An 18,900-nucleotide genomic window follows, 5' to 3' on the forward strand; every position below is an offset into this window, starting at 1 on the left:
CGATGTGAATAAGAATTATTTTTTATTAATACTTTCAAGTAGTTAATGGCATTGAAAACGAATGTAAATGGTAGCTAAGAAAGCTGAAAAAACAAACAGGTTAGAGGAGTATTTAACCTGTTTGCTTGTAATCATTGGCGGGAAGCTATTATAGATTGTTGATATCCTTTTTAACTTGATAACCTTCGTCGGTCACAATCTGCTCAAGAATGGCAACTCTTGATTTCAAAGCATTAAGCTCTGCGTGCAACTGGTCTCGTTCTTTTTGGCTTTGCGAATCTAATTTTTTGTATTCTAAACGGCGTTTATACATTTCGCTAAGTATGCCTCCACCAACGCTAATAAGTACAATTAAAAAAACCATCGTAGTGCCGGACATAATCAATTTACTCCTTTTTTGTTGATAATTGATGCTGATATTTAGCTTAGTCGTATTTTATCCATCTATTAACGCATGGATGTAAATAGCCTGAATTTCTGATAATGCTTATTTATCATGGATCTTGTGGAAATTATTCCATGGTAACTACATATTGCCTTTACTAAATGACAATAGATACTTTTGCGTTAGCAAGGTGATTAAGTGCTATCACTGTTAAAACTCTATTGTTGTAACAGGCAGTGGCTACATAAAGGTTTTGACCACAATGCGCTATGTTAACTTCTTACTCTGGTCTAAAGTTAAATATTCATGCTTATAAAAAGTAAAATAAAATCAGTAAGTTAATCTGTATGCACCATAAAAAATGGCACCATGATTTGTCATCATGATGCCATTAAGTCATCTATAAAGTGAACTGACAATTGTCAGTTAGCACTCAATAATATTTACTGCCAATCCACCGCGTGCGGTTTCTTTGTACTTGGTTTTCATGTCGTTACCGGTATCAAGCATCGTTTTAATCACTTTATCTAGTGACACTTTTTGATCGCCCGTACCGCGTAAAGCAAGACGAGATGCATTAATGGCTTTAATAGAACCCATCGCATTACGCTCAATACATGGAACTTGCACAAGCCCACCGACAGGGTCGCAGGTTAGACCCAGATTATGCTCCATACCAATCTCGGCGGCATTCTCGACGTGTATGACGTTACCACCCATTATTTCGGTTAGAGCGCCAGCAGCCATTGAGCACGCAACACCTACTTCACCTTGGCATCCAACTTCAGCGCCAGAAATTGAGGCATTCTTTTTATATAAGATCCCAATTGCGGCTGCGGTAAGTAGGTAGCGTGTGGCAATCTCTATATCCACTTCTTTGATAAAAGTGTGATAGTACATTAACACCGCTGGAAGAATACCGGCTGCACCATTGGTTGGTGCGGTCACTACGCGGCCGCCCGCTGCATTTTCTTCATTGACTGCAAGTGCAAACAAATCCACCCAATCCATTGCGCGCAGTGGATCTTGGTGCGTTTCTACACTGAGTTTTAAATACAGGCTAGGTGCACGACGACGAACCTTTAAACCGCCCGGTAAAATACCTTCGGTTTTCATACCACGTTCAATACAAGCTTTCATTACCTGCCAGATGTGGAATAGCGTTTCTTTGATTTCAGATTCTTTACGTAGAGTTTTCTCGTTGGCCATCATTAACGAAGACACACTGAGCCCTGACTCTTTACACATTTCTAGTAGCTCGGCGGCTGAATTGAATGGGTAAGGTGCCGGGTTTTCTGTTCTGATATCTAGCGCCGCTTGCTTTTCAGCCTCAAAATTCTGATCGGTAACGATAAAGCCACCACCAATCGAATAGTAAATTTGGCTATGAGCAAGCTCTTCGCCTTTATATGCTTTAATTTCCATTGCATTGGAGTGCTTAGGCAGCGTTTTACGACGGTGAAAAACAATCGCGCCTTGCTTAGGAAATTTTACTTTATGTTGCTTGTCGAGATAGATAACCTGTTCATTTTCTATGGTTTCTAAGATCTCTGGTACTAGATCTGCATCTATGGTCTCAGGGTCGTAACCCGCAAGTCCCAAAATAACAGCTTTGCCAGAGCCGTGGCCAATACCTGTTTGGCCTAAAGAACCGAACAGTTCCACTTTCACCGAAGTGATATCATCAACGATGCCTTGTGCCTGAAGGTCTTGTACGAATAACCTAGAAGCACGCATTGGTCCCACTGTATGAGAGGAAGAAGGGCCAATACCGATACTAAACATATCGAATGCACTGATCATAAATTTTACTCACATTGCCTTTAAAACGGACGCCATCATAACGTGTCTACTTAGGGAAGTAACCCATAATCGGCAAAAGTATATGCCAGTTTTGCAGTAAGCATGATAGAAAGGTCTCTAATCTGCAAGGTGGAGGTGGATTTTAAAAAAGGTCTTACCAGTTAAGGGCTAAAATAGGGCGGTGAACTGTTTGACGATTTTTGCCGTTGCGCCCCACAGTAAGCCGTGCGGTGTCATAAATCCGTCGAGTGAAACTGGTTTGCCTTTATTGGTAAAATGGAAGGTTCGCCAATTCTTGGCCGTGCTTAATTGGTTTAATGGCACTGTAAAGGTTTGTTGCACTTCGTCGCTTTTATTCGCCCAAGTCGCATCTTGTTGTACAGAAGCAACAACGGGGGTGATTTGGTAGCCAGTGAGCGTTTGCATAAACGGCAATATGCCCAGTACTTGAGACTCAGAGATTGTCAGACCTATCTCTTCTTCGGTTTCGCGCAGTGCTGTGTTGATGATATTGCTATCTTGTTGTTCGACTTTGCCGCCCGGAAAGCAAATTTGACTCGGGTGGCTCGGTAATTCGCTGCTGCGTTTGCAAAACAACAGGTGGGCTCGAGTGTTTACATCAACAATAGGAATAAGCACCGCACTTTGCTTTAGAGTATGCAGTGTGGTTGATGTTTGCGCCATGATGGGCGCCAACATAAATTGCGATATAACCTGATCAATCTTCATTTAATACCGGGAGGATTTTATTCACTTTGTGGTAAGTCTCTTCAAATTCTAACTGTACTTGAGAGTCTTTGACTATACCACCACCTGCCCAGCAATGTATCTTATTTTGATGACAAACCAGCGTTCTGATAGTGATAGAGGTATCCATGTTACCACAGGCGCTGAGGTAACCGATTGAGCCGCAGTAAACGCTGCGTCTGTGCGGTTCTAGCTCTTCGATGATCTCCATGGCGCGGATCTTAGGTGCACCTGTTATGGAGCCACCGGGGAAGGCGGCTTCGAGTTGATCAACAGCACATTTACCCTGCGACAGCTTAGACGTTACCGTGCTCACTAGATGGTGAACCGCAGGAAAGCTCTCGATTGCGAAGAGTGATGGAACCGCAACAGAACCCGGTTCTGCCACCTTACCCAAGTCATTACGTAGAAGGTCTACTATCATGACATTCTCGGCTCGGTCTTTGCTGCTGTTTCTCAGTTTTTCAGCTTGCGCTATATCGGCGTCATAATTTGGTAACCTTGGCAGGGTGCCTTTAATCGGCTTAGTTTCTACAATGTTGTTTTTGACTTGGATGAAGCGTTCCGGCGACACAGAAACAATAGCACTATTGCCTAAGTTAAAAAATGCTGAGAAAGGCGCTTGGTTGTGATTTCGAAGCTTTTTATATGCTAACCACGGCGCGCCACAAAAGCCAGCACTAAATCGTTGTGCTAGGTTTATTTGATAACAGTCACCACTTAGTAAATAAGATTGAATGCGCTCAAAATTTTGCTCGTATTGTGTTCTAGTCATGTTTGACTGCCACTGTGACGTCAGTCTAAATGGCTCAAAAATTGAGGCGTCCTCGAGCAGCCGCAAATACATCTCTAGCCTTTGTGTGTCAGGTTGCGACACATAAAACCAAGCTTTGAGTACTTTGTCATAAATTAACGCGTCTGGATACAAGCCAACACAGACATCAGGGAGCTTAATATCATGTTCTGCATAGTGTGGTATGTGTTCAATATAACGACCGAGATCATAGCCAAAATAACCAAGCCAACCGCCATTAAAAGGTAAATCATGGGGAGCACTGCAATTTCTAAACTGGGCAAGCTTATCTTTCATCACTGTGAAAATAGAATTACTCTGCAGTTCGCCGTCTAAAAATACATTTCCATCTTTAGCCTCAAGTAAATTAATTGGTGCAATCGCAATGATATCGTAGCGGCTATTGATGTGATCAGAATCGCTGGAATCTAACAGGATAGCCTGAGATTCGTTTGCAAAGTGTTCAAATAATTCTATTGCATTATGCCTAATGTCTAATTTTGTACAGTTTATTCGCTCGTTTATCATTTACTTGACCTGCAAAGCTAGCCCCAAACGGGCGGGGAGGTTATCATAGTTACCTGCTATTCCATAGTTTAAGGTATTGAAATTGATTTTCTGACGCTGAATAACAACAATTGCCAGCGAAAGTTTCAATACCAAAAAATACCGTCGAAAATTGAGGAACCGTCATGAGTACAATCCGTCAGCAAGACTTTATTGATAGCATTGAAGATGCGCTTCAATATATCTCATTTTACCACCCACTTGATTTTGTCCAAGCATTAGAAAAGGCCTACGAAAAAGAAGAAAGTAAGGCTGCGAAAGATGCAATTGCACAGATCTTAATTAACTCACGCATGTCAGCAGAAGGTAAGCGTCCGCTGTGTCAAGACACAGGGATCGTCACCTGCTTTGTTAAAGTCGGTATGGACGTTAAGTGGGATAAAACTGACTTGACGGTACAACAAATGGTAGATGAGGGAACTCGTCGTGCCTATATGAACCCAGATAACCCGCTACGTGCATCAATCGTTGCCGATCCGGCTGGTAGCCGTAAAAACACCAAAGACAATACGCCTTCGGTAGTACACATTGACTTAGTACCTGGTGCTGAAGTTGAAGTGATGATTGCAGCGAAGGGTGGCGGCTCTGAAAACAAAACCAAAATGGTGATGCTAAACCCATCAGATGATGTTGCAGAATGGGTAGAAAAAACATTACCTGCAATGGGCGCTGGTTGGTGTCCTCCGGGCATGCTAGGTATAGGTATCGGTGGTACAGCAGAAAAAGCGGCTGTATTGGCAAAAGAGTCTTTAATGGATCCGGTTGATATCCATGAACTGATGGAACGTGGTGCCGAAACCGCAGAAGAAAAACTGCGTCTAGAAATTTTTGAACGTGCAAACAAACTTGGTATTGGGGCACAAGGCCTTGGTGGTTTAACAACCGTTGTTGATGTAAAAATCAAAACAGCACCAACACACGCAGCGTCTAAGCCAGTTGTTATGATCCCTAACTGTGCCGCTACACGCCACGTACATTTCACACTAGATGGTTCAGGTCCTGCAGATCTAAAAGCACCAAAGCTCGAAGATTGGCCAGAAGTGACTTGGGAAGTGGGTGAAGATACGCGTCGTGTCAATCTAGATACTTTGACCAAAGCAGATATCCAAGAATGGAAAATGGGTGAAACCGTGTTGCTTTCAGGCAAGATCTTAACTGGTCGAGATGCAGCGCATAAACGTCTGCAAGAAATGATGAATTCTGGTCAAGGCTTGCCAGAAGGTGTCGATTTCACTAATAAGTTCATCTATTACGTGGGTCCAGTGGATGCTGTGGGGGACGAAGTCGTGGGTCCTGCAGGTCCTACCACATCTACACGTATGGATAAGTTTACTGATCTGATGTTAGAGAAAACGGGTCTTATCGGCATGATCGGTAAAGCCGAGCGCGGACCTGCAACTGTTGAGTCAATCAAACAAAATAAAGCCGTGTATCTTATGGCTGTAGGTGGCGCAGCGTACTTAGTGGCTAAGGCAATTAAGAAATCACGTGTTGTGGCGTTTGAAGACTTAGGTATGGAAGCTATTTATGAATTTGAAGTAGAAGACATGCCGGTGACGGTTGCCGTTGATAGCAATGGTGAGAATGCGCATACCCAAGGCCCAGCAATTTGGAAAGCACGAATTGAAGAGTTAGATAGCAAACTTAGTTAATCAGCTATACATTGATGGAGAGTATAATAGGTACTTTCCACTTCAAACATTCGGCTTCAGTGTAAAATTGAAGAACCGAAGTATTATTTAGGAGGCTATTTGCCTCCTTTCTTGTATGGATATGTTTACAACGACTATTTACCTTCCGTTTACGTAAACAGTAACTTCAGAAAAGCTCAATAAGTTAAATTAAAATTCCTTTAATATTTTTATTCTTGGTTAGTTTTTCCTTTATCTGTTTTACTTTTGAATTAAATATTTGTATTTACTTTGAATTGGGTTTATATCATCTCAATTTGTGGAATGGTGCTAGAGTTAGTGATAGAGTCTTGCCAATTTCAGCGCTATTTGCCCTTAGTGTGGTATTGAACGCAAAGTCACACTTAAGAGCTTACCCGTATGGGATAGATAATTTTTGGAGAAGAAGAAAGTGGCTGTATTTAACCAAGTTGAATTTGATAACCATGAGCAAGTCGTATTCTGTTCAGACGAAGCATCAGGTCTAAAAGCGATTATCGCGGTACATAACACTAAACTAGGTCCTGCGGTAGGTGGTTGTCGCCTATGGAATTATGCCTCTGATGAAGATGCGGTATATGATGTACTGCGCTTGTCTAAAGGGATGACATATAAGAATGCGGTTGCACGTTTACCATTTGGTGGTGGCAAATCTGTCATTATTGGCGATGCTAAGACTATCAAGTCAGAAGCGCTATTCAGAGCGTTTGGTAAGCACCTAGACCGTCTAGGTGGCAGTTACTACTCAGCTGAAGATGTAAACATCACAACCGGTGATGTAATGGTAATGCATAAAGAAACAAACTACGTAATGGGTCTTGAAGGTAAAAGCGGTAACCCTTCTCCATTTACTGCGTTAGGCACATTCCTTGGAATTAAAGCAGCTTACCAACACAAGTATGGTCATCAGGACTTGGCTGGTATCAAAGTTGCCGTGCAGGGGCTGGGTGCAGTTGCCTACACGTTATGTAAGCACCTCCATGAAGCGGGTGCAGAGCTATTTGTTACTGATATCAACGAAGAGTCAGTACAAAGAGTGGTCAATGATTTCAATGCTACTGCTGTTGGTATTGACGAAATCTATGATTTAGATGTTGATGTGTATGCGCCGTGTGCACTAGGTGCGACGGTAAATGACGACACTATTCCACGAATCAAAGCTACGATTATTGCAGGGTGTGCAAACAACCAGCTTGCAGAGTCGCGTCATGGTGAGATCATTCGTGAAAAAGGCATTTTATATGCACCAGACTATGTGATTAATGCTGGTGGAATCATCAATGTTTACTATGAAACAAAACCTGAAGGTTATGATGAGGCAGCAGCGACTAAACACGTTGAAGGTATCTATGACACGCTAACCGAAATCTTTAAGCGTTCTGAAGATGAGAAAGTTTCAACACATATCATTGCTGATAAATTAGCTCAAGAGATTATTGAAAACGGTCTATAATAACATCGCCGTTTAATTACCAGAGAGGGGCATGCGCCCCTTTTTTTGTATGAAAAAGAAAATATCTCTTGATACTTGGCCTCGCCAAGAACACTTTTCGTTCTTCAATGATTTTGCCCAACCTTACTTCACCGTTACTGTCAGCTTACAAATGGAAAGAGTTTACGAAATGAGTAAACGTAATGCCGTTCCGTTTTCTCTTAGTTGCCTATACGCACTACAACTGGCATTACAAAGCTATACCCCCATTCGTTACCGTATAGAGGCAGGAGAGGTGGTTGAATATGATGCTGTAGAAATTAGCAGTGTTTTTCTGCGAGGGGATGAAACCTTCAGATTTGTAAGGCTTGCACCTGAAAGTGATTTCAACCGCTTTATTAGCGCCAATATTCATAGCAAAACTGAGCAACTAAATGGGCCGCTTGTCAGTGAGCAATTTTTAATGGAAAGTCAGGTGCCAAATTGCGTTCATGTATCTATACTTCCATGGTTATCTTTTTCCAGTTTTGGTCATGCGAGACACAGTAGAGATGACTTTGGCATCCCAAAATTTGTGTTCGGAAAATACAATAAAGCAGATGGTACGATGCCATTTTGTATTGAAGTCCATCATGCCTTAATGGATGGTCTACACGTCGCTGAATTCGTTCAAATTCTGCAGGAAAAAATAGATCAAGCGATTTGGGATAGATAAACAAATTTTGCGTTAGTTCGCAGAAGATGAAATAATTTGCGTTCTGTGCAATGAAAAATCTAGCTTATATTGCTGTTTTGATAGGTTATTCACAATTTCTATTTGGAATATCTATTCAATTTATTGGAATAAATCTGATGTAAAACATTGTAAACAGCGTATGCAAAAGGTTGGTTTTACAAAGGATGTGTATCTTTTGCTGTGTTTTTGATGTTAATTTTTTGTTTTGTATATAATTATTACTTATTTATTGACAAAAAATGTTTTCACAGTGAAGTTGACACATCGTGTTGCATTTAGCATTATTGGACAGTTGATATCTGTCAAATGATATCAGGGTTGCTCTCACGTTGGTGAGAGCGCGAAAATTATAAAAGTAACATTACTTAATTGGTTGGGAACTATGTCTGTTAAAATCAGAAAGAGCCTTGTAGCTACGGCGCTTTTAGGCGCGACAGCTTTTGCAAGCAGCAATGTGATTGCAGATCCTTTGAATGACATACAAAAAGTAGGTCAACAAACTCAAACGGCTGCTAAAAAGTCTCAAGAAAAGATTGATAACCTTTACGGTCAGTCTCAAGAAATGATCGCGGAATACCGTGGTCTGGTTGAAGAAGCAGAACTGCTTAAAGTGTATAACGATCACGTTGCACGTCTTGTAGCAGATCAAAATGCAGGTATTGAGTCTCTTGAGCGTCAAATTGGTACTATTGACAAGACAAAACAGGACGTTGTGCCTTTGATGTATCGCATGATCGATACGCTTGAGCAATTCATCAAAGCGGACGTTCCGTTTAATCAAGAAACACGTCTAGAGCGTGTTGAGAGACTTCGCAGCATCATGACTAACTCGTCTGTAACAACATCTGAGAAGTTCCGTCAAGTGCTTGAAGCTTACACCATTGAAACTGACTACAGTGCAACAATGGTTGCGAGCCAAGGTTCTCTCGAACAAAACGGCAAAAACATCAATGTTGACTTCGCACGTCTAGGTCGTATCGCATACGTAGCTCAGTCTTTCGACCAAAAACATGCTTGGGTTTGGAACAACAACACTAAGCAGTGGGATCAACTTGGCGAAGAATATCTTAAGCCAGTTAAGAGCATGATCCGTATTGCACGTAAGCAAGCGGCTCCTGAACTTGTAAACCTACCTATCTTTGGCGCGGAGTAATTAATGATGAAGAAACTATTTAAAGGTTTTGCAGTTGCTGCAGCGTTAACAGTTTCTGCTGGTGCCGCGCTAAACGCACACGCAAACACTGAAGCCTTAGACAAAATTCTAGAGCAGGTTAAACAAAACCGTATCTCTGAAGGCAAAATCAACAAACAACGTGAGCAAGAGTTTTTAAACGATCGTGCTGACAAACAAGCATTATTGAACAAAGCGAAGCGTGAATTAGCTGCTGAGAAAGCACGTGGTGAGCGTTTAAATGAACAATTCAAACAGAACGAAGTGACGCTTGCTGAAAAAGAAGTTGAGCTTGAAAATGCCAAAGGTACACTTGGTGAAATGTTCGGTGTTGTACGTCGTTCAGCTGCTGACGCTATCGGTTCAATTGAAGCTTCACTAGTAAGTGCTGAAAAACCAGGACGTGCAGAGGTTCTTCGTTCACTAGCCGAAGCGAAAGAGCTGCCAACTACTCGTGAACTTGAAGATCTTTGGATTGCTTTCCAAACTGAAATGACTGAGTCTGCGAAAGTAACTAAGTTTGAAGCTGAAGTTGCTGAGCTAAATGGTGACATTAACGTTAAAGAAGTAACGCGTGTTGGTAACTTCAACCTAGTTACTAAAGACGGCTACGTTATTTACGATGCTGAGAACAAGCAAATTGTTCCTCTTGGTAAGCAACCAAGTGGCGAATTAGGTGGTGTTGAGCGTCTAATCGCAGCACCTGCTAATCAGTACGTTAAGTTTGCAGTTGACCCAACTCGTGGTTCATTACTACGACTTAATACTCAACGTGCAACGATGGAAGAGCGCTGGCACCAAGGTGATACGGTTGGTTACATCATTACAGCACTACTTATTTTAGGTGCATTGATTGCAATCGTTCGTATGCTAGACCTATTCATTGTTAGCGGTAAAATCAAAGCGCAAATCAAAAACGCGAATAACCCTAACACAAACAACCCACTTGGTCGTATCTTGAAAGTTTATCATGATAACAAAGATCAAGACGTTGAAAACCTAGAGCTTAAGCTTGATGAAGCTATCCTACGTGAAACTCCGCGTATCGAGATGGGCGTAAACATCATCAAGATCCTAGCGGCTATCGCGCCACTACTAGGTCTACTAGGTACGGTTGTTGGTATGATCATGACATTCGAATCAATCACACTACATGGTACTGGTGATCCGAAAATCATGGCAGGGAACATCTCTCTAGCGCTAGTAACTACAGCACTAGGTCTTATTGCGGCTCTACCTCTAATTCTACTTCACGCTGTTGTACACGGTCGTAGTAAAGCGGTTCTACATATCCTAGATGAGCAAAGCGCAGGTATTGTTGCTACTCACGCGGAGAAGGAGAAAGCCTAATGTTAGTCCTGATGGAGATATGGGAATCTATCAGGGATTTTGTTGCTACAGGCGGCGATGTATTATACGTGGTCGCGATAGCACTCTTTCTAATGTGGGTTTTAATGATTGAGCGCTATTGGTTCCTACTCGGCGAATTTCCTAAAATGCAAAAGGAAATCGTCGCTAAGTGGGACGCCCGCCAAGATACTACGTCTTGGTACGCACACAGAATCCGCGATGCTTGGATTTCTGAAGCGTCTGAAAAATTAGATGAGCGCATGTTGATTATCAAAACATTGGTTGCAATGTGTCCATTAATCGGTCTTTTAGGTACAGTGACAGGTATGATCACAGTATTCGAAACGATGGCTACTCAAGGTACGGGTAACGCACGATTAATGGCTTCAGGCATTTCAATGGCTACGGTACCAACAATGGCTGGAATGGTTGCGGCACTATCAGGTGTTTTCTTTAGTACGCGTTTAGAAGCACGTGCAAAAATGGCTAAAGAAAAGCTAGTTGATAGCTTGCCTCATCACTAGAGAGAGATTGAACTATGGCACGTAAACAACGTTTTCGTGAAGAGGAAGATGCAGCAGTAGATATGACGCCGATGCTAGACATCGTATTCATCATGCTTATCTTCTTCATTGTAACCACTTCTTTTGTTAAAGAAGCTGGTATTGAAGTTAACAAGCCAAAAGCGGCACAAGCACAAAAGACTAAGAATGCGAACATCTTTATCGCAATCCGTGAAAACGGTGAGATTTGGATGGACAAGCGTCAAGTTGATGTTGAACGTGTAAGTGCAAACCTTGAAAGTCTGATGGCTGAACAACCTACTGACGTGATTATTATTCAAGCCGATAAAGGCGCGAAACACGGCGTAGTTGTTCAGGTTATGGACCAAATTAAAGCGACTGGCGACAATCTGAAGATTTCAATAGCTGGAGATCAGTAATGATTCGACTTCTGTTTTCACTTCTAGCAGGTGGGGCAGTAACTCTCGGCTTGTTCTTTTTCATGTCATATCTTATCTCCGGAGGAGCAGATAGGGCAGATGTACAAAAGGAACAAATCGTAGTCGAGATTATGTCGAATCCGCCTGAATCAAAGGTGCAGCAGCGGAAGCGTGTCCCGCCTCCGCCGCCGCCACCACCTAAGCAGCCGCCAAAACCGCAGCCGCCTCAGCCAGATACGGCTGATCCTTCTGCGGGTAACATCGGCTTTAACATGCCTAGCATTGACCTAGGTGGTACTGCAGGTGGTTTATCTGGACCTGGCGAGTTTGGCCGTGATGGTGATGCGACACCTATCGTTCGAATTGAGCCAAAATATCCACCTCAAGCCGCTCGTGATGGCAAAGAAGGTTGGGTACGTTTATCTTTCACAATCAATGAGCTAGGTGGAGTCGAAGATGTTGAAATTATCGATGCCGAACCAAAGCGTATCTTTGACCGTGAAGCGAAGCGTGCACTTCGTAAGTGGAAATATCGTCCTAAAGTTGTTGATGGTAAACCACAGAAGCAACCTGGCATTACAGTCCAGCTTGATTTCACACTAAACCAAGGTAATTAAGGAGGCAGGCATGAAAAGTTTACCCAAATTTACAGCTCTTGCTCTTCTAATTGCATTGACTGGTGGCATTTACTCAGAGTCAGTTTCTGCTGCGCCTAACTATGAAGAAATAGAGAAGCGTAAAGCGGCAAAAACTAAGATCATGGGTGAGCGAGTCGGTAAAAAAGTTGCCAAAGCGTTCGAATTATATAACGAAGAAAAAGTCGATGAAGCGATTGCAATGCTTCGCGAGCTTGACCCTTCAGATGATTTCGATAAAGCAACGGTTAACCGTTACCTAGGTCAGCTTTATGCTCAAAAGGAAAACTACGGCGAAGCGATTAAGTATTCGCGTTTAGCTATTGCTCCTGATGCGCTTAACTTTAAAGATCAAGGCGATCTAATGAAGTTGCTTGGTGACCTTCTGTTAGGTACTGAAAAGTATTCAGAAGGTATCAAAGCCTATGAAGCGTGGATGGACTTTACGGGTGAAAATGACCCTAAAGTACACGGTCGTATCGCGCAAGCTTATTATGAGTTAAAGCAATATACTAATGTTATTGCTCCAGCTGATAAAGCTATCGCAGGTGTAGAAGAGCCAAATAAACAATATTATCTGATGAAAGTTGCAGCTTACTTTGAATTGAAGCAATTCAAAAAGGCTGTAGAGGTTGGTGAAGAGTTAGTACGTGTTTTCCCTGAAGACCCGAAAGCTTGGACACAACTAGGTGGCTTTTATTTGCAAACCGAAGATTACAGTAAAGGTATGACTGTAATGAAGGTGGCGTATAGCAAAGGTTACTTTGAAAAAGAGAATGACTATAAGATTCTTGGAAGCTTATATTCTTTGACAGAAGATCCTTGGCGTGCAGCTCAAACGTTCGAAAAGGCTATGAAAGATGGCAAAATCGAACGTACAAAGCAAAACGTGACAGCGCTTGCAAGTTATTACCACCAAGCTAAACACATCAGTGATGCTGCTAAATACTATGAAGAAGCTGCTAAATTTGACGATGACGCAGAACTTTATGGAAGAGCAGGTGGCCTTTTACTGCAAAATCTGCAGTACAGTGCAGCAGTAGTTAGACTAAATAAAGCGTTAGAGCTTGGTACCAAAAAGAAAGGCAGTACATATGCTGATCTTGCGGAAGCTTACTACTATCAAGATAAGTTTAAACAAGCTTATGCAGCAATTTTGAAGGCGAAGGAAGATCCTAGCACTCGAAGATTTGCAATTAGCTGGTCGAGCTTTATCAAAGAAAAAGCACAACGTAGGGGCGTTAGCCTCTAATTAAAAAGCCCCGAAAGGGGCTTTTTTGATTTCAAGTTTTAATGTGAAATTATGAAAAAGCATTTATTGTTCAGCCTTACTTTGGTCGCATTTATATTCCTATCCGCTTGTAGTGAGCACAAGCCAGTCGTAAGTTATCAGGAACTTAGAACTTCTTTAATTTCTCTTAACAGTAGTTTAAGTCATTCATCTACGGATGATATTACTGTTTTACCGTTCACAGAGGGCTATTTACAGTTACGGCACGCTTTATTATCAAGTAGTTTGAATGAACCAGATGTTATGGCGCATAAGGAGCTTGACTACTTAAGAATTCAAGAGCGATATCCAGAGCGTTACTTACCTTGGCCTAGTCATATCCCTGTACTTAAAAACGTAGAAGGTAGGGTGAGTGTTGAGGAACTTGATCTGTGGCTTAAATTTGTAATAACAAAACTAAAAGAGGCCGATGAAAGTAATATTCGCCTAAATCGGTTTGAGCGGGAAGCCATAATAAAGCAACTTGAAGATTCAAATATTGACGCACCATCACGTTCAACGCTACTGACTTATTTAAATGATTATAAATCAAGGGCGATGCTTGGGCTGCATCAGTTACCTAATGGGAAAGAGTGGTACCAATCAAAACTAAATTTTTACGGAGCTATTCAAGAATCGCCTAATAAAGTTTTGGCAATGTTATCAAAAATTGATGAGAAAAATAGTAAGTCAATTGTGCTCAATACAACGCCTAATATTCAACAGCCTTATATACTAGAGTTATTGCCAGCTAATTGCCAAAGAATTAGTGGGCTCAACTGGCGTGATGGATTTATTAATGTGCCTTCGACAGTAGCAAAGTGTACAAAGGCAATAGAGCAGCATAAAGCGCTAATCGTGACCTTAATGGCAGTGGATTTGGGAATTCATTATCAAGGGTGGTCACAAAAGCAAGCATTTGTTGCGCTCAACTCAAAACTAGCGCTGAATGAACAACAAGCACAACAATTGATTGCTAATATAGTCTATTTTCCGGCGACTATTTTTGCTGCATATCCCCATTTTTTAAAGCCTTAGTCTTACAACTGCGACAGCGTTGGGTTGCTGGATCTTGTTCTAGCAACTCAAGTTCTATTGTCTGCTCGCAATCACAGCAATAACCAAACTGACCGATCTCCATTTGGCATAATGCCGCTTCGACTTTCATCAACCTATCATAGAGCGGAAACTGCTCGGGATTTATTTTTTCCATTACAATATCAAGCCATTTATTGGGTGGGTTGAGCTCTAAGGTATTGGCAAGGTTATGAGTAAACTCATTGGGTGAAGCTTTTAGCTCTCCTAAAAAGTCGCTTCTAAGTGTAGCGAGTTCAGCTTGTAAGCTTTGCTCGTAGTTATGTGTGTTTTCATTCATGGGCGCTCTCCTATCCGACGCCCCATTATCATTTCAGTCAAACTTCACTGTTATGATTTGAATCAAGGTCTGGAGACATTGCGTATTTCTGCAACACCTTCATGACGTCATCTTTGCTTTTGAGTGTTTTGATTTCATCAAAAAGAACATGTGCGCCGCTATACTGACGTTTCAAATAACTTAACCACTGTTTTGTTCTAGCCGAAAAGTACTTTTCACTCATATTCTCATCTTGATGCATGGAAGAGTGGAGGATATGGTAGACCACGTTTTCCCATGTGAGCGAAGTATAATGAGTTCCGTTAACATGCGCTTTGATTTTTGCTGCCAGATCTGGGGTGGCTAGTGCACCGCGACCAAGCATCAAATCTTGGCATTGGCTACGTGTTTGGCAGAGTAGTGCATCTTCAACTTGCCAAATTTCACCGTTAGCAACGACAGGAATGGTTAACCTTGATAATAAAGGGGGGATCTTTTCCCAGTAGGCTGGCGGTTTGTAGCCATCTCGCTTGGTGCGAGCATGTATAGCCAAACTCGACGCACCACCTTGTTGGACCGCATCGACAATTTCAGTGCTATTGGCATCATCATCAAAGCCAAGGCGTATTTTGGCGCTTACTTGATGTTCTTCTGGTACCGCATCTCTAACTGCTTTAATGATTTGATAGATTTGCTCAGGCTCTTTCAGTAAAACCGCGCCGCCACGGCTTTTATTCACGGTTTTCGCAGGACAACCAAAGTTCAAATCGACACCATGAGAGCCAAGCTTTACGGCCTTTCGTGCATTCGCTGCAAGCGCATGGGGAACCTGACCTAGAAGCTGGACTCGTACCGGTGTTCCGGCTCTGGTATAACCACCATTTAATAGTTCAGGACAGTATCTAGTGAATACTCTGCGTGGAAAGGTGAGATCAACGACGCGAATAAACTCAGTCACACAAAGATCAAAGCCGCCGAGATCTGTGAGCAATTCGCGCATTTTAAAATCAACTACACCTTCCATCGGCGCCAGAACAAGCTTCATGTGTTAACCTTCAGATACAACAAAAATAAAATGAGTCACTAATGGCTCATCGAAAAGCGCGACATTTTAGCTAATTGTTTGCTGCAAGTCATCAACAGCCCTTAGTTATCCACAAATAGCAAAAAGACAACAGATGAACTATAACTGGATGTAAACCACAACTTAGCGAATGCAACTAAAATTTTTAAACGTTTAGCGAAATAAATATTTAGACGTTTGGGTCTACTAATTGAATCTACTATTTCTGAGAGAGCAAACATTATGAATACCGTTAAAAAGAACTCTATTGCCCTTACTTTAAGCGCTGTTGTTGCGGGTACCGCGGGGTTAACCGCGACAGACGCAAATGCGAATCCATTTAGTTTTGAAACAATGACCGCTGGTTATCAACTAGACGCTGGAGAAGGAAAATGCGGCGAAGGTAAATGTGGTGGCGACGCCAAAGGCAAAAAGGAAGGCAAATGCGGCGAAGGTAAATGTGGTGGCGACGCCAAAGGCAAAAAAGAAGGTAAGTGCGGCGAAGGCAAATGTGGTGGCGACGCCAAAGGCAAAAAAGAAGGTAAGTGCGGCGAAGGTAAATGTGGTGGCGATGCCAAAGGCAAAAAAGAAGGCAAATGCGGCGAAGGTAAATGTGGTGGTGACGCCAAAGGCAAAAAAGAAGGTAAGTACGGCGAAGGCAAATGTGGTGGCCATGCCAAAGGTAAAAAAGAGGGTAAGTGCGGCGAAGGCAAATGTGGTGGCCATGCAAAAGGTAAAAAAGAAGGTAAGTGCGGCGAAGGCAAGTGCGGTGGTGATGCAAAAGGTAAAAAAGAAGGTAAGTGTGGCGAAGGCAAATGTGGTGGTAACCACTAAATAGAAACACCATTGTGTTCGACCCAATAGCGCAGCTGGTTATGTTAAGGTAACAGTATCGCTATTGGGTAATTCCAAAGCGCAGCCATGCATACAGCAAAGCCTCGGTGATGCGAGCTTCGGAATCTTTAAAATAATGTCTAAAGTGAGAGAAGTATGACAGTGCAGTTAGGCAACTTAGGACTCGGTTTGCGCCGTGAAATGGTCGATGACGTGCTCGATACGTCGCCAAAGCAAGTAGACTTTTATGAGGTTGCACCAGAAAACTGGCTAAAATTTGGCGGTAAGCTTGCAAAGCAATTTCAATCATTGACGCAACAACATACCTTTATCTGTCATGGCTTATCGTTATCGCTAGGTTCTCCTGCACCGCTTGATCGCGAATTTTTATCACAACTCAAAACATTTTTTAAACAACATAATATCGCTACCTATAGTGAACATCTGAGTTATTGTTCGGGAGAGGGTCATATGTACGATCTGATGCCAATCCCTTTTACTGAAGAAGCAATCCACCATACCGCTATGCGGATCCGAGCAGTCCAAGAGCATCTAGAACGCCGGATTGCAGTAGAAAATGTGTCTTACTATGCCGCTCCTGGACAAGAAATGTCGGAGTTGGAATTTACCCTTGGGGTTTTAGCCGAGGCCGATTGCGATTTGCTACTCGATGTTAACAACATCTATGTCAACTCTATTAACCATGGCTACGATGCTGAACAATTCTTAGCGGCTATGCCAACCGAGCGTATTGCATATGGCCATATCGCAGGCCATTATGTGGAAGCCGAAGACTTACTCGTTGATACACATGGCGCTGAGGTATCTTCACCAGTATGGGACTTGTTAGATAAAGCCTATGAGCTGCATGGTGTATTTCCGACTTTGCTAGAGCGTGATTTTAATATTCCTCCCATGGCAGAATTACTGGCAGAAGCGGGACAAATTTCAGCAGTACAGGCCAAATACGCCAAGCGCTTGGAGCAGGTATAGCTATGTCTTTTGTAGAAACTCAGCAGCTGTTTATGGCGCATATCAGAGATCCAGACAACCAACCAGCGCCTGACGGAGTAGAAGCTCGGCGCTTAAAAATCTATCAAGAGCTGTTTTTTAATAATGTCGAAGGTTTCGTTAGCAGTGCGTTTCCTGTACTTAAAAGCTTATATAAAAATGCAGATTGGTTGGCGTTAATTAGGCTATTTTTTGTTAAGCACAATTGTCATTCGCCATACTTTTTAGAGATTAGCAAAGAATTCTTACAGTTTTTACAAACAGAACACGAACCCTCTGAAGCTGATCCTGAGTTTTTGTTAGAGCTTGCTCATTATGAATGGCTAGAGCTAGATGTGGCAACGACAATTGAAGCAGAGAATGAGCTTTCGATTGGAGTACAAGCACTTGCAGATGTTGAGATTAGCTTGGCGAGTACAGCCAGAGTTGCACATTATCAATATCCGGTTCATCAGATCAGTGAAACCTTTAGGCCAACTAAAACAGCAGGGCAAACGTTTAGCTTTGCATTGTATAGAGACGAAGAGGACGATGTTCAGTTTGTCGCACTAAATCCGATGACGGCCTTAATGTTGTCGGTGATTGAAGCCAATGATGGTATGCAACTCACTGACATTGTGGATGTTATCGCGCAGCAAGTGCCTCAGTTTACTGTTGAGCAGCTGCAGCAAGGAGCGCAGCATACGCTAGCTGAATTCGCGGATCTTGGCATTATCAAAACAAAAAACCTTTAAGCTATTGGCAACATCGACTATTATACGGCCTGTTTTTGTCGTGCTTAAACTCGGACTAGGGCGCTAGTCAATGCTTTCTGTTGCTATGCAGTTGGCGCGAGTTGTAAAATTAAAGGTAGTATCTATGTCTAAAGGTGACTTTAAAGATCCGTTCAATGCAAAGTATTTCCTTGCATTTGTTGCTGTGTTTGCTGGAGTTGGTTGTTTAAACGCGATTCTAGGCTGGGCAACAGCGCTTGCATAAGTCAAGCTGAACGTATTTACCTAGAGGCTGCTTTTCGCAGCCTTTTTCGATTGTATACCGATATAAAATACTCACTAAATTGTTCGCTTTTCCTCCATCCTGACACACAAAGTCACTCAGTCGGTTTCAACCGGATAGAAAATTGTTATAATCTCACT

General features: G+C 42.3%; 19 protein-coding genes. 13 read left to right on the forward strand and 6 right to left on the reverse strand.

Annotation, left to right across the window (positions count from 1 at the left end; all coding sequences use genetic code 11):
- Positions 1-148 precede the first annotated feature (148 nt).
- The 4 genes from JJQ94_RS11600 to pabB all read right to left on the reverse strand — a co-directional run bounded on the left by JJQ94_RS11600 (position 149) and on the right by pabB (position 4,256).
- The gene (locus JJQ94_RS11600; RefSeq protein WP_069018780.1) at positions 149-379 is read right to left on the reverse strand and encodes a hypothetical protein; all 231 of its coding nucleotides are present in this window, start codon (positions 377-379) and stop codon (positions 149-151) included.
- A gap of 432 nt (positions 380-811) precedes the next feature.
- Positions 812-2,188, reverse strand: a complete 1,377-nt coding sequence (locus JJQ94_RS11605) for an L-serine ammonia-lyase (RefSeq protein ID WP_010369030.1) — start codon at positions 2,186-2,188, stop codon at positions 812-814.
- A 168-nt stretch (positions 2,189-2,356) separates the two neighbouring features.
- Positions 2,357-2,917: a CoA pyrophosphatase gene (locus JJQ94_RS11610; protein WP_099030314.1), complete on the reverse strand. Its 561-nt coding sequence runs from the start codon at positions 2,915-2,917 to the stop codon at positions 2,357-2,359.
- Positions 2,907-4,256, reverse strand: a complete 1,350-nt coding sequence (gene pabB / locus JJQ94_RS11615; protein WP_099030315.1) for an aminodeoxychorismate synthase component I — start codon at positions 4,254-4,256, stop codon at positions 2,907-2,909. The genes JJQ94_RS11610 and pabB overlap by 11 nt, the downstream gene beginning before the upstream one ends.
- Before the next feature lie 164 nt (positions 4,257-4,420).
- Between pabB and JJQ94_RS11620 the strand changes: the two genes are divergently transcribed.
- The 10 genes from JJQ94_RS11620 (at position 4,421) to JJQ94_RS11665 (ending at position 14,540) form a co-directional block, all read left to right on the forward strand.
- On the forward strand, positions 4,421-5,947 hold the full coding sequence (locus JJQ94_RS11620; protein ID WP_095727137.1) for a fumarate hydratase: 1,527 nt from the start codon (positions 4,421-4,423) through the stop codon (positions 5,945-5,947).
- A 430-nt stretch (positions 5,948-6,377) separates the two neighbouring features.
- Positions 6,378-7,418, forward strand: coding sequence for a Leu/Phe/Val dehydrogenase (locus tag JJQ94_RS11625; protein ID WP_010369022.1), 1,041 nt, complete (start codon positions 6,378-6,380; stop codon positions 7,416-7,418).
- Positions 7,419-7,467: 49 nt separating this feature from the next.
- Positions 7,468-8,112, forward strand: a complete 645-nt coding sequence (locus JJQ94_RS11630; RefSeq protein WP_099030316.1) for a CatA-like O-acetyltransferase — start codon at positions 7,468-7,470, stop codon at positions 8,110-8,112.
- 403 nt (positions 8,113-8,515) lie between these two features.
- Entirely contained in the window at positions 8,516-9,286 is a 771-nt protein-coding gene (locus JJQ94_RS11635) for a DUF3450 domain-containing protein (RefSeq protein ID WP_099030317.1), read from the forward strand.
- Between the two features lie 6 nt (positions 9,287-9,292).
- Positions 9,293-10,654: a MotA/TolQ/ExbB proton channel family protein gene (locus JJQ94_RS11640; RefSeq protein ID WP_099030332.1), complete on the forward strand. Its 1,362-nt coding sequence runs from the start codon at positions 9,293-9,295 to the stop codon at positions 10,652-10,654.
- Positions 10,654-11,178, forward strand: coding sequence for a MotA/TolQ/ExbB proton channel family protein (locus tag JJQ94_RS11645; RefSeq protein WP_099030318.1), 525 nt, complete (start codon positions 10,654-10,656; stop codon positions 11,176-11,178). Before JJQ94_RS11640 ends, JJQ94_RS11645 begins: the two co-directional genes overlap by 1 nt.
- Before the next feature lie 14 nt (positions 11,179-11,192).
- The gene (locus JJQ94_RS11650; protein WP_010369015.1) at positions 11,193-11,597 is read left to right on the forward strand and encodes an ExbD/TolR family protein; all 405 of its coding nucleotides are present in this window, start codon (positions 11,193-11,195) and stop codon (positions 11,595-11,597) included.
- Positions 11,597-12,214 carry an energy transducer TonB gene (locus JJQ94_RS11655; protein WP_010369012.1) on the forward strand — a complete coding sequence of 206 codons (618 nt, stop codon included), beginning with the start codon at positions 11,597-11,599 and terminating at the stop codon, positions 12,212-12,214. The genes JJQ94_RS11650 and JJQ94_RS11655 overlap by 1 nt, the downstream gene beginning before the upstream one ends.
- Positions 12,215-12,224: 10 nt before the next feature.
- Positions 12,225-13,484 (forward strand): hypothetical protein, encoded by a 1,260-nt coding sequence (locus JJQ94_RS11660; protein WP_099030319.1) that lies wholly within the window; start codon positions 12,225-12,227, stop codon positions 13,482-13,484.
- Positions 13,485-13,535: 51 nt separating this feature from the next.
- Positions 13,536-14,540: a hypothetical protein gene (locus JJQ94_RS11665; RefSeq protein WP_236596595.1), complete on the forward strand. Its 1,005-nt coding sequence runs from the start codon at positions 13,536-13,538 to the stop codon at positions 14,538-14,540.
- Here JJQ94_RS11665 and JJQ94_RS11670 read toward each other — a convergent pair.
- Both JJQ94_RS11670 and JJQ94_RS11675 read right to left on the reverse strand, forming a co-directional pair.
- Positions 14,503-14,877, reverse strand: coding sequence for a TraR/DksA family transcriptional regulator (locus JJQ94_RS11670; protein ID WP_010369006.1), 375 nt, complete (start codon positions 14,875-14,877; stop codon positions 14,503-14,505). The two genes, JJQ94_RS11665 and JJQ94_RS11670, sit on opposite strands and share 38 nt — an antisense overlap.
- A 37-nt stretch (positions 14,878-14,914) precedes the next feature.
- Positions 14,915-15,901, reverse strand: coding sequence for a tRNA-dihydrouridine synthase (locus JJQ94_RS11675; protein WP_099030320.1), 987 nt, complete (start codon positions 15,899-15,901; stop codon positions 14,915-14,917).
- A 261-nt stretch (positions 15,902-16,162) separates the two neighbouring features.
- On the opposite strand from JJQ94_RS11675, the gene JJQ94_RS11680 reads away from it, so the two are divergent.
- The 3 genes from JJQ94_RS11680 to JJQ94_RS11690 all read left to right on the forward strand — a co-directional run bounded on the left by JJQ94_RS11680 (position 16,163) and on the right by JJQ94_RS11690 (position 18,498).
- Positions 16,163-16,753 carry an HvfA family oxazolone/thioamide-modified RiPP metallophore gene (locus JJQ94_RS11680; protein WP_201435458.1) on the forward strand — a complete coding sequence of 197 codons (591 nt, stop codon included), beginning with the start codon at positions 16,163-16,165 and terminating at the stop codon, positions 16,751-16,753.
- Positions 16,754-16,909: 156 nt separating this feature from the next.
- Complete coding sequence (locus JJQ94_RS11685) at positions 16,910-17,746, forward strand: HvfB family MNIO-type RiPP peptide maturase (RefSeq protein WP_099030322.1); 837 nt, start codon at positions 16,910-16,912, stop codon at positions 17,744-17,746.
- Between the two features lie 2 nt (positions 17,747-17,748).
- The gene (locus tag JJQ94_RS11690; RefSeq protein WP_099030323.1) at positions 17,749-18,498 is read left to right on the forward strand and encodes an HvfC family RiPP maturation protein; all 750 of its coding nucleotides are present in this window, start codon (positions 17,749-17,751) and stop codon (positions 18,496-18,498) included.
- Positions 18,499-18,900: the final 402 nt, after the last annotated feature.

Origin of the sequence: Pseudoalteromonas sp. GCY (assembly GCF_016695175.1) — a bacterium.
Taxonomy (GTDB): domain Bacteria; phylum Pseudomonadota; class Gammaproteobacteria; order Enterobacterales; family Alteromonadaceae; genus Pseudoalteromonas.

What these genes read in the sequence shown, in the direction of transcription:
- JJQ94_RS11605 (WP_010369030.1), bottom strand. Translation starts at nt 2,188, where the DNA reads ATGATCAGTGCATTCGATATGTTTAGTATCGGTATTGGCCCTTCTTCC.
- JJQ94_RS11685 (WP_099030322.1), top strand. Translation starts at nt 16,910, where the DNA reads ATGACAGTGCAGTTAGGCAACTTAGGACTCGGTTTGCGCCGTGAAATG.
- JJQ94_RS11630 (WP_099030316.1), top strand. Translation starts at nt 7,468, where the DNA reads ATGAAAAAGAAAATATCTCTTGATACTTGGCCTCGCCAAGAACACTTT.
- JJQ94_RS11635 (WP_099030317.1), top strand. Translation starts at nt 8,516, where the DNA reads ATGTCTGTTAAAATCAGAAAGAGCCTTGTAGCTACGGCGCTTTTAGGC.
- JJQ94_RS11650 (WP_010369015.1), top strand. Translation starts at nt 11,193, where the DNA reads ATGGCACGTAAACAACGTTTTCGTGAAGAGGAAGATGCAGCAGTAGAT.
- JJQ94_RS11620 (WP_095727137.1), top strand. Translation starts at nt 4,421, where the DNA reads ATGAGTACAATCCGTCAGCAAGACTTTATTGATAGCATTGAAGATGCG.
- JJQ94_RS11660 (WP_099030319.1), top strand. Translation starts at nt 12,225, where the DNA reads ATGAAAAGTTTACCCAAATTTACAGCTCTTGCTCTTCTAATTGCATTG.
- JJQ94_RS11675 (WP_099030320.1), bottom strand. Translation starts at nt 15,901, where the DNA reads ATGAAGCTTGTTCTGGCGCCGATGGAAGGTGTAGTTGATTTTAAAATG.
- JJQ94_RS11655 (WP_010369012.1), top strand. Translation starts at nt 11,597, where the DNA reads ATGATTCGACTTCTGTTTTCACTTCTAGCAGGTGGGGCAGTAACTCTC.
- JJQ94_RS11645 (WP_099030318.1), top strand. Translation starts at nt 10,654, where the DNA reads ATGTTAGTCCTGATGGAGATATGGGAATCTATCAGGGATTTTGTTGCT.
- JJQ94_RS11600 (WP_069018780.1), bottom strand. Translation starts at nt 379, where the DNA reads ATGTCCGGCACTACGATGGTTTTTTTAATTGTACTTATTAGCGTTGGT.
- JJQ94_RS11610 (WP_099030314.1), bottom strand. Translation starts at nt 2,917, where the DNA reads ATGAAGATTGATCAGGTTATATCGCAATTTATGTTGGCGCCCATCATG.
- JJQ94_RS11690 (WP_099030323.1), top strand. Translation starts at nt 17,749, where the DNA reads ATGTCTTTTGTAGAAACTCAGCAGCTGTTTATGGCGCATATCAGAGAT.
- JJQ94_RS11670 (WP_010369006.1), bottom strand. Translation starts at nt 14,877, where the DNA reads ATGAATGAAAACACACATAACTACGAGCAAAGCTTACAAGCTGAACTC.
- pabB (WP_099030315.1), bottom strand. Translation starts at nt 4,256, where the DNA reads ATGATAAACGAGCGAATAAACTGTACAAAATTAGACATTAGGCATAAT.
- JJQ94_RS11665 (WP_236596595.1), top strand. Translation starts at nt 13,536, where the DNA reads ATGAAAAAGCATTTATTGTTCAGCCTTACTTTGGTCGCATTTATATTC.
- JJQ94_RS11680 (WP_201435458.1), top strand. Translation starts at nt 16,163, where the DNA reads ATGAATACCGTTAAAAAGAACTCTATTGCCCTTACTTTAAGCGCTGTT.
- JJQ94_RS11640 (WP_099030332.1), top strand. Translation starts at nt 9,293, where the DNA reads ATGAAGAAACTATTTAAAGGTTTTGCAGTTGCTGCAGCGTTAACAGTT.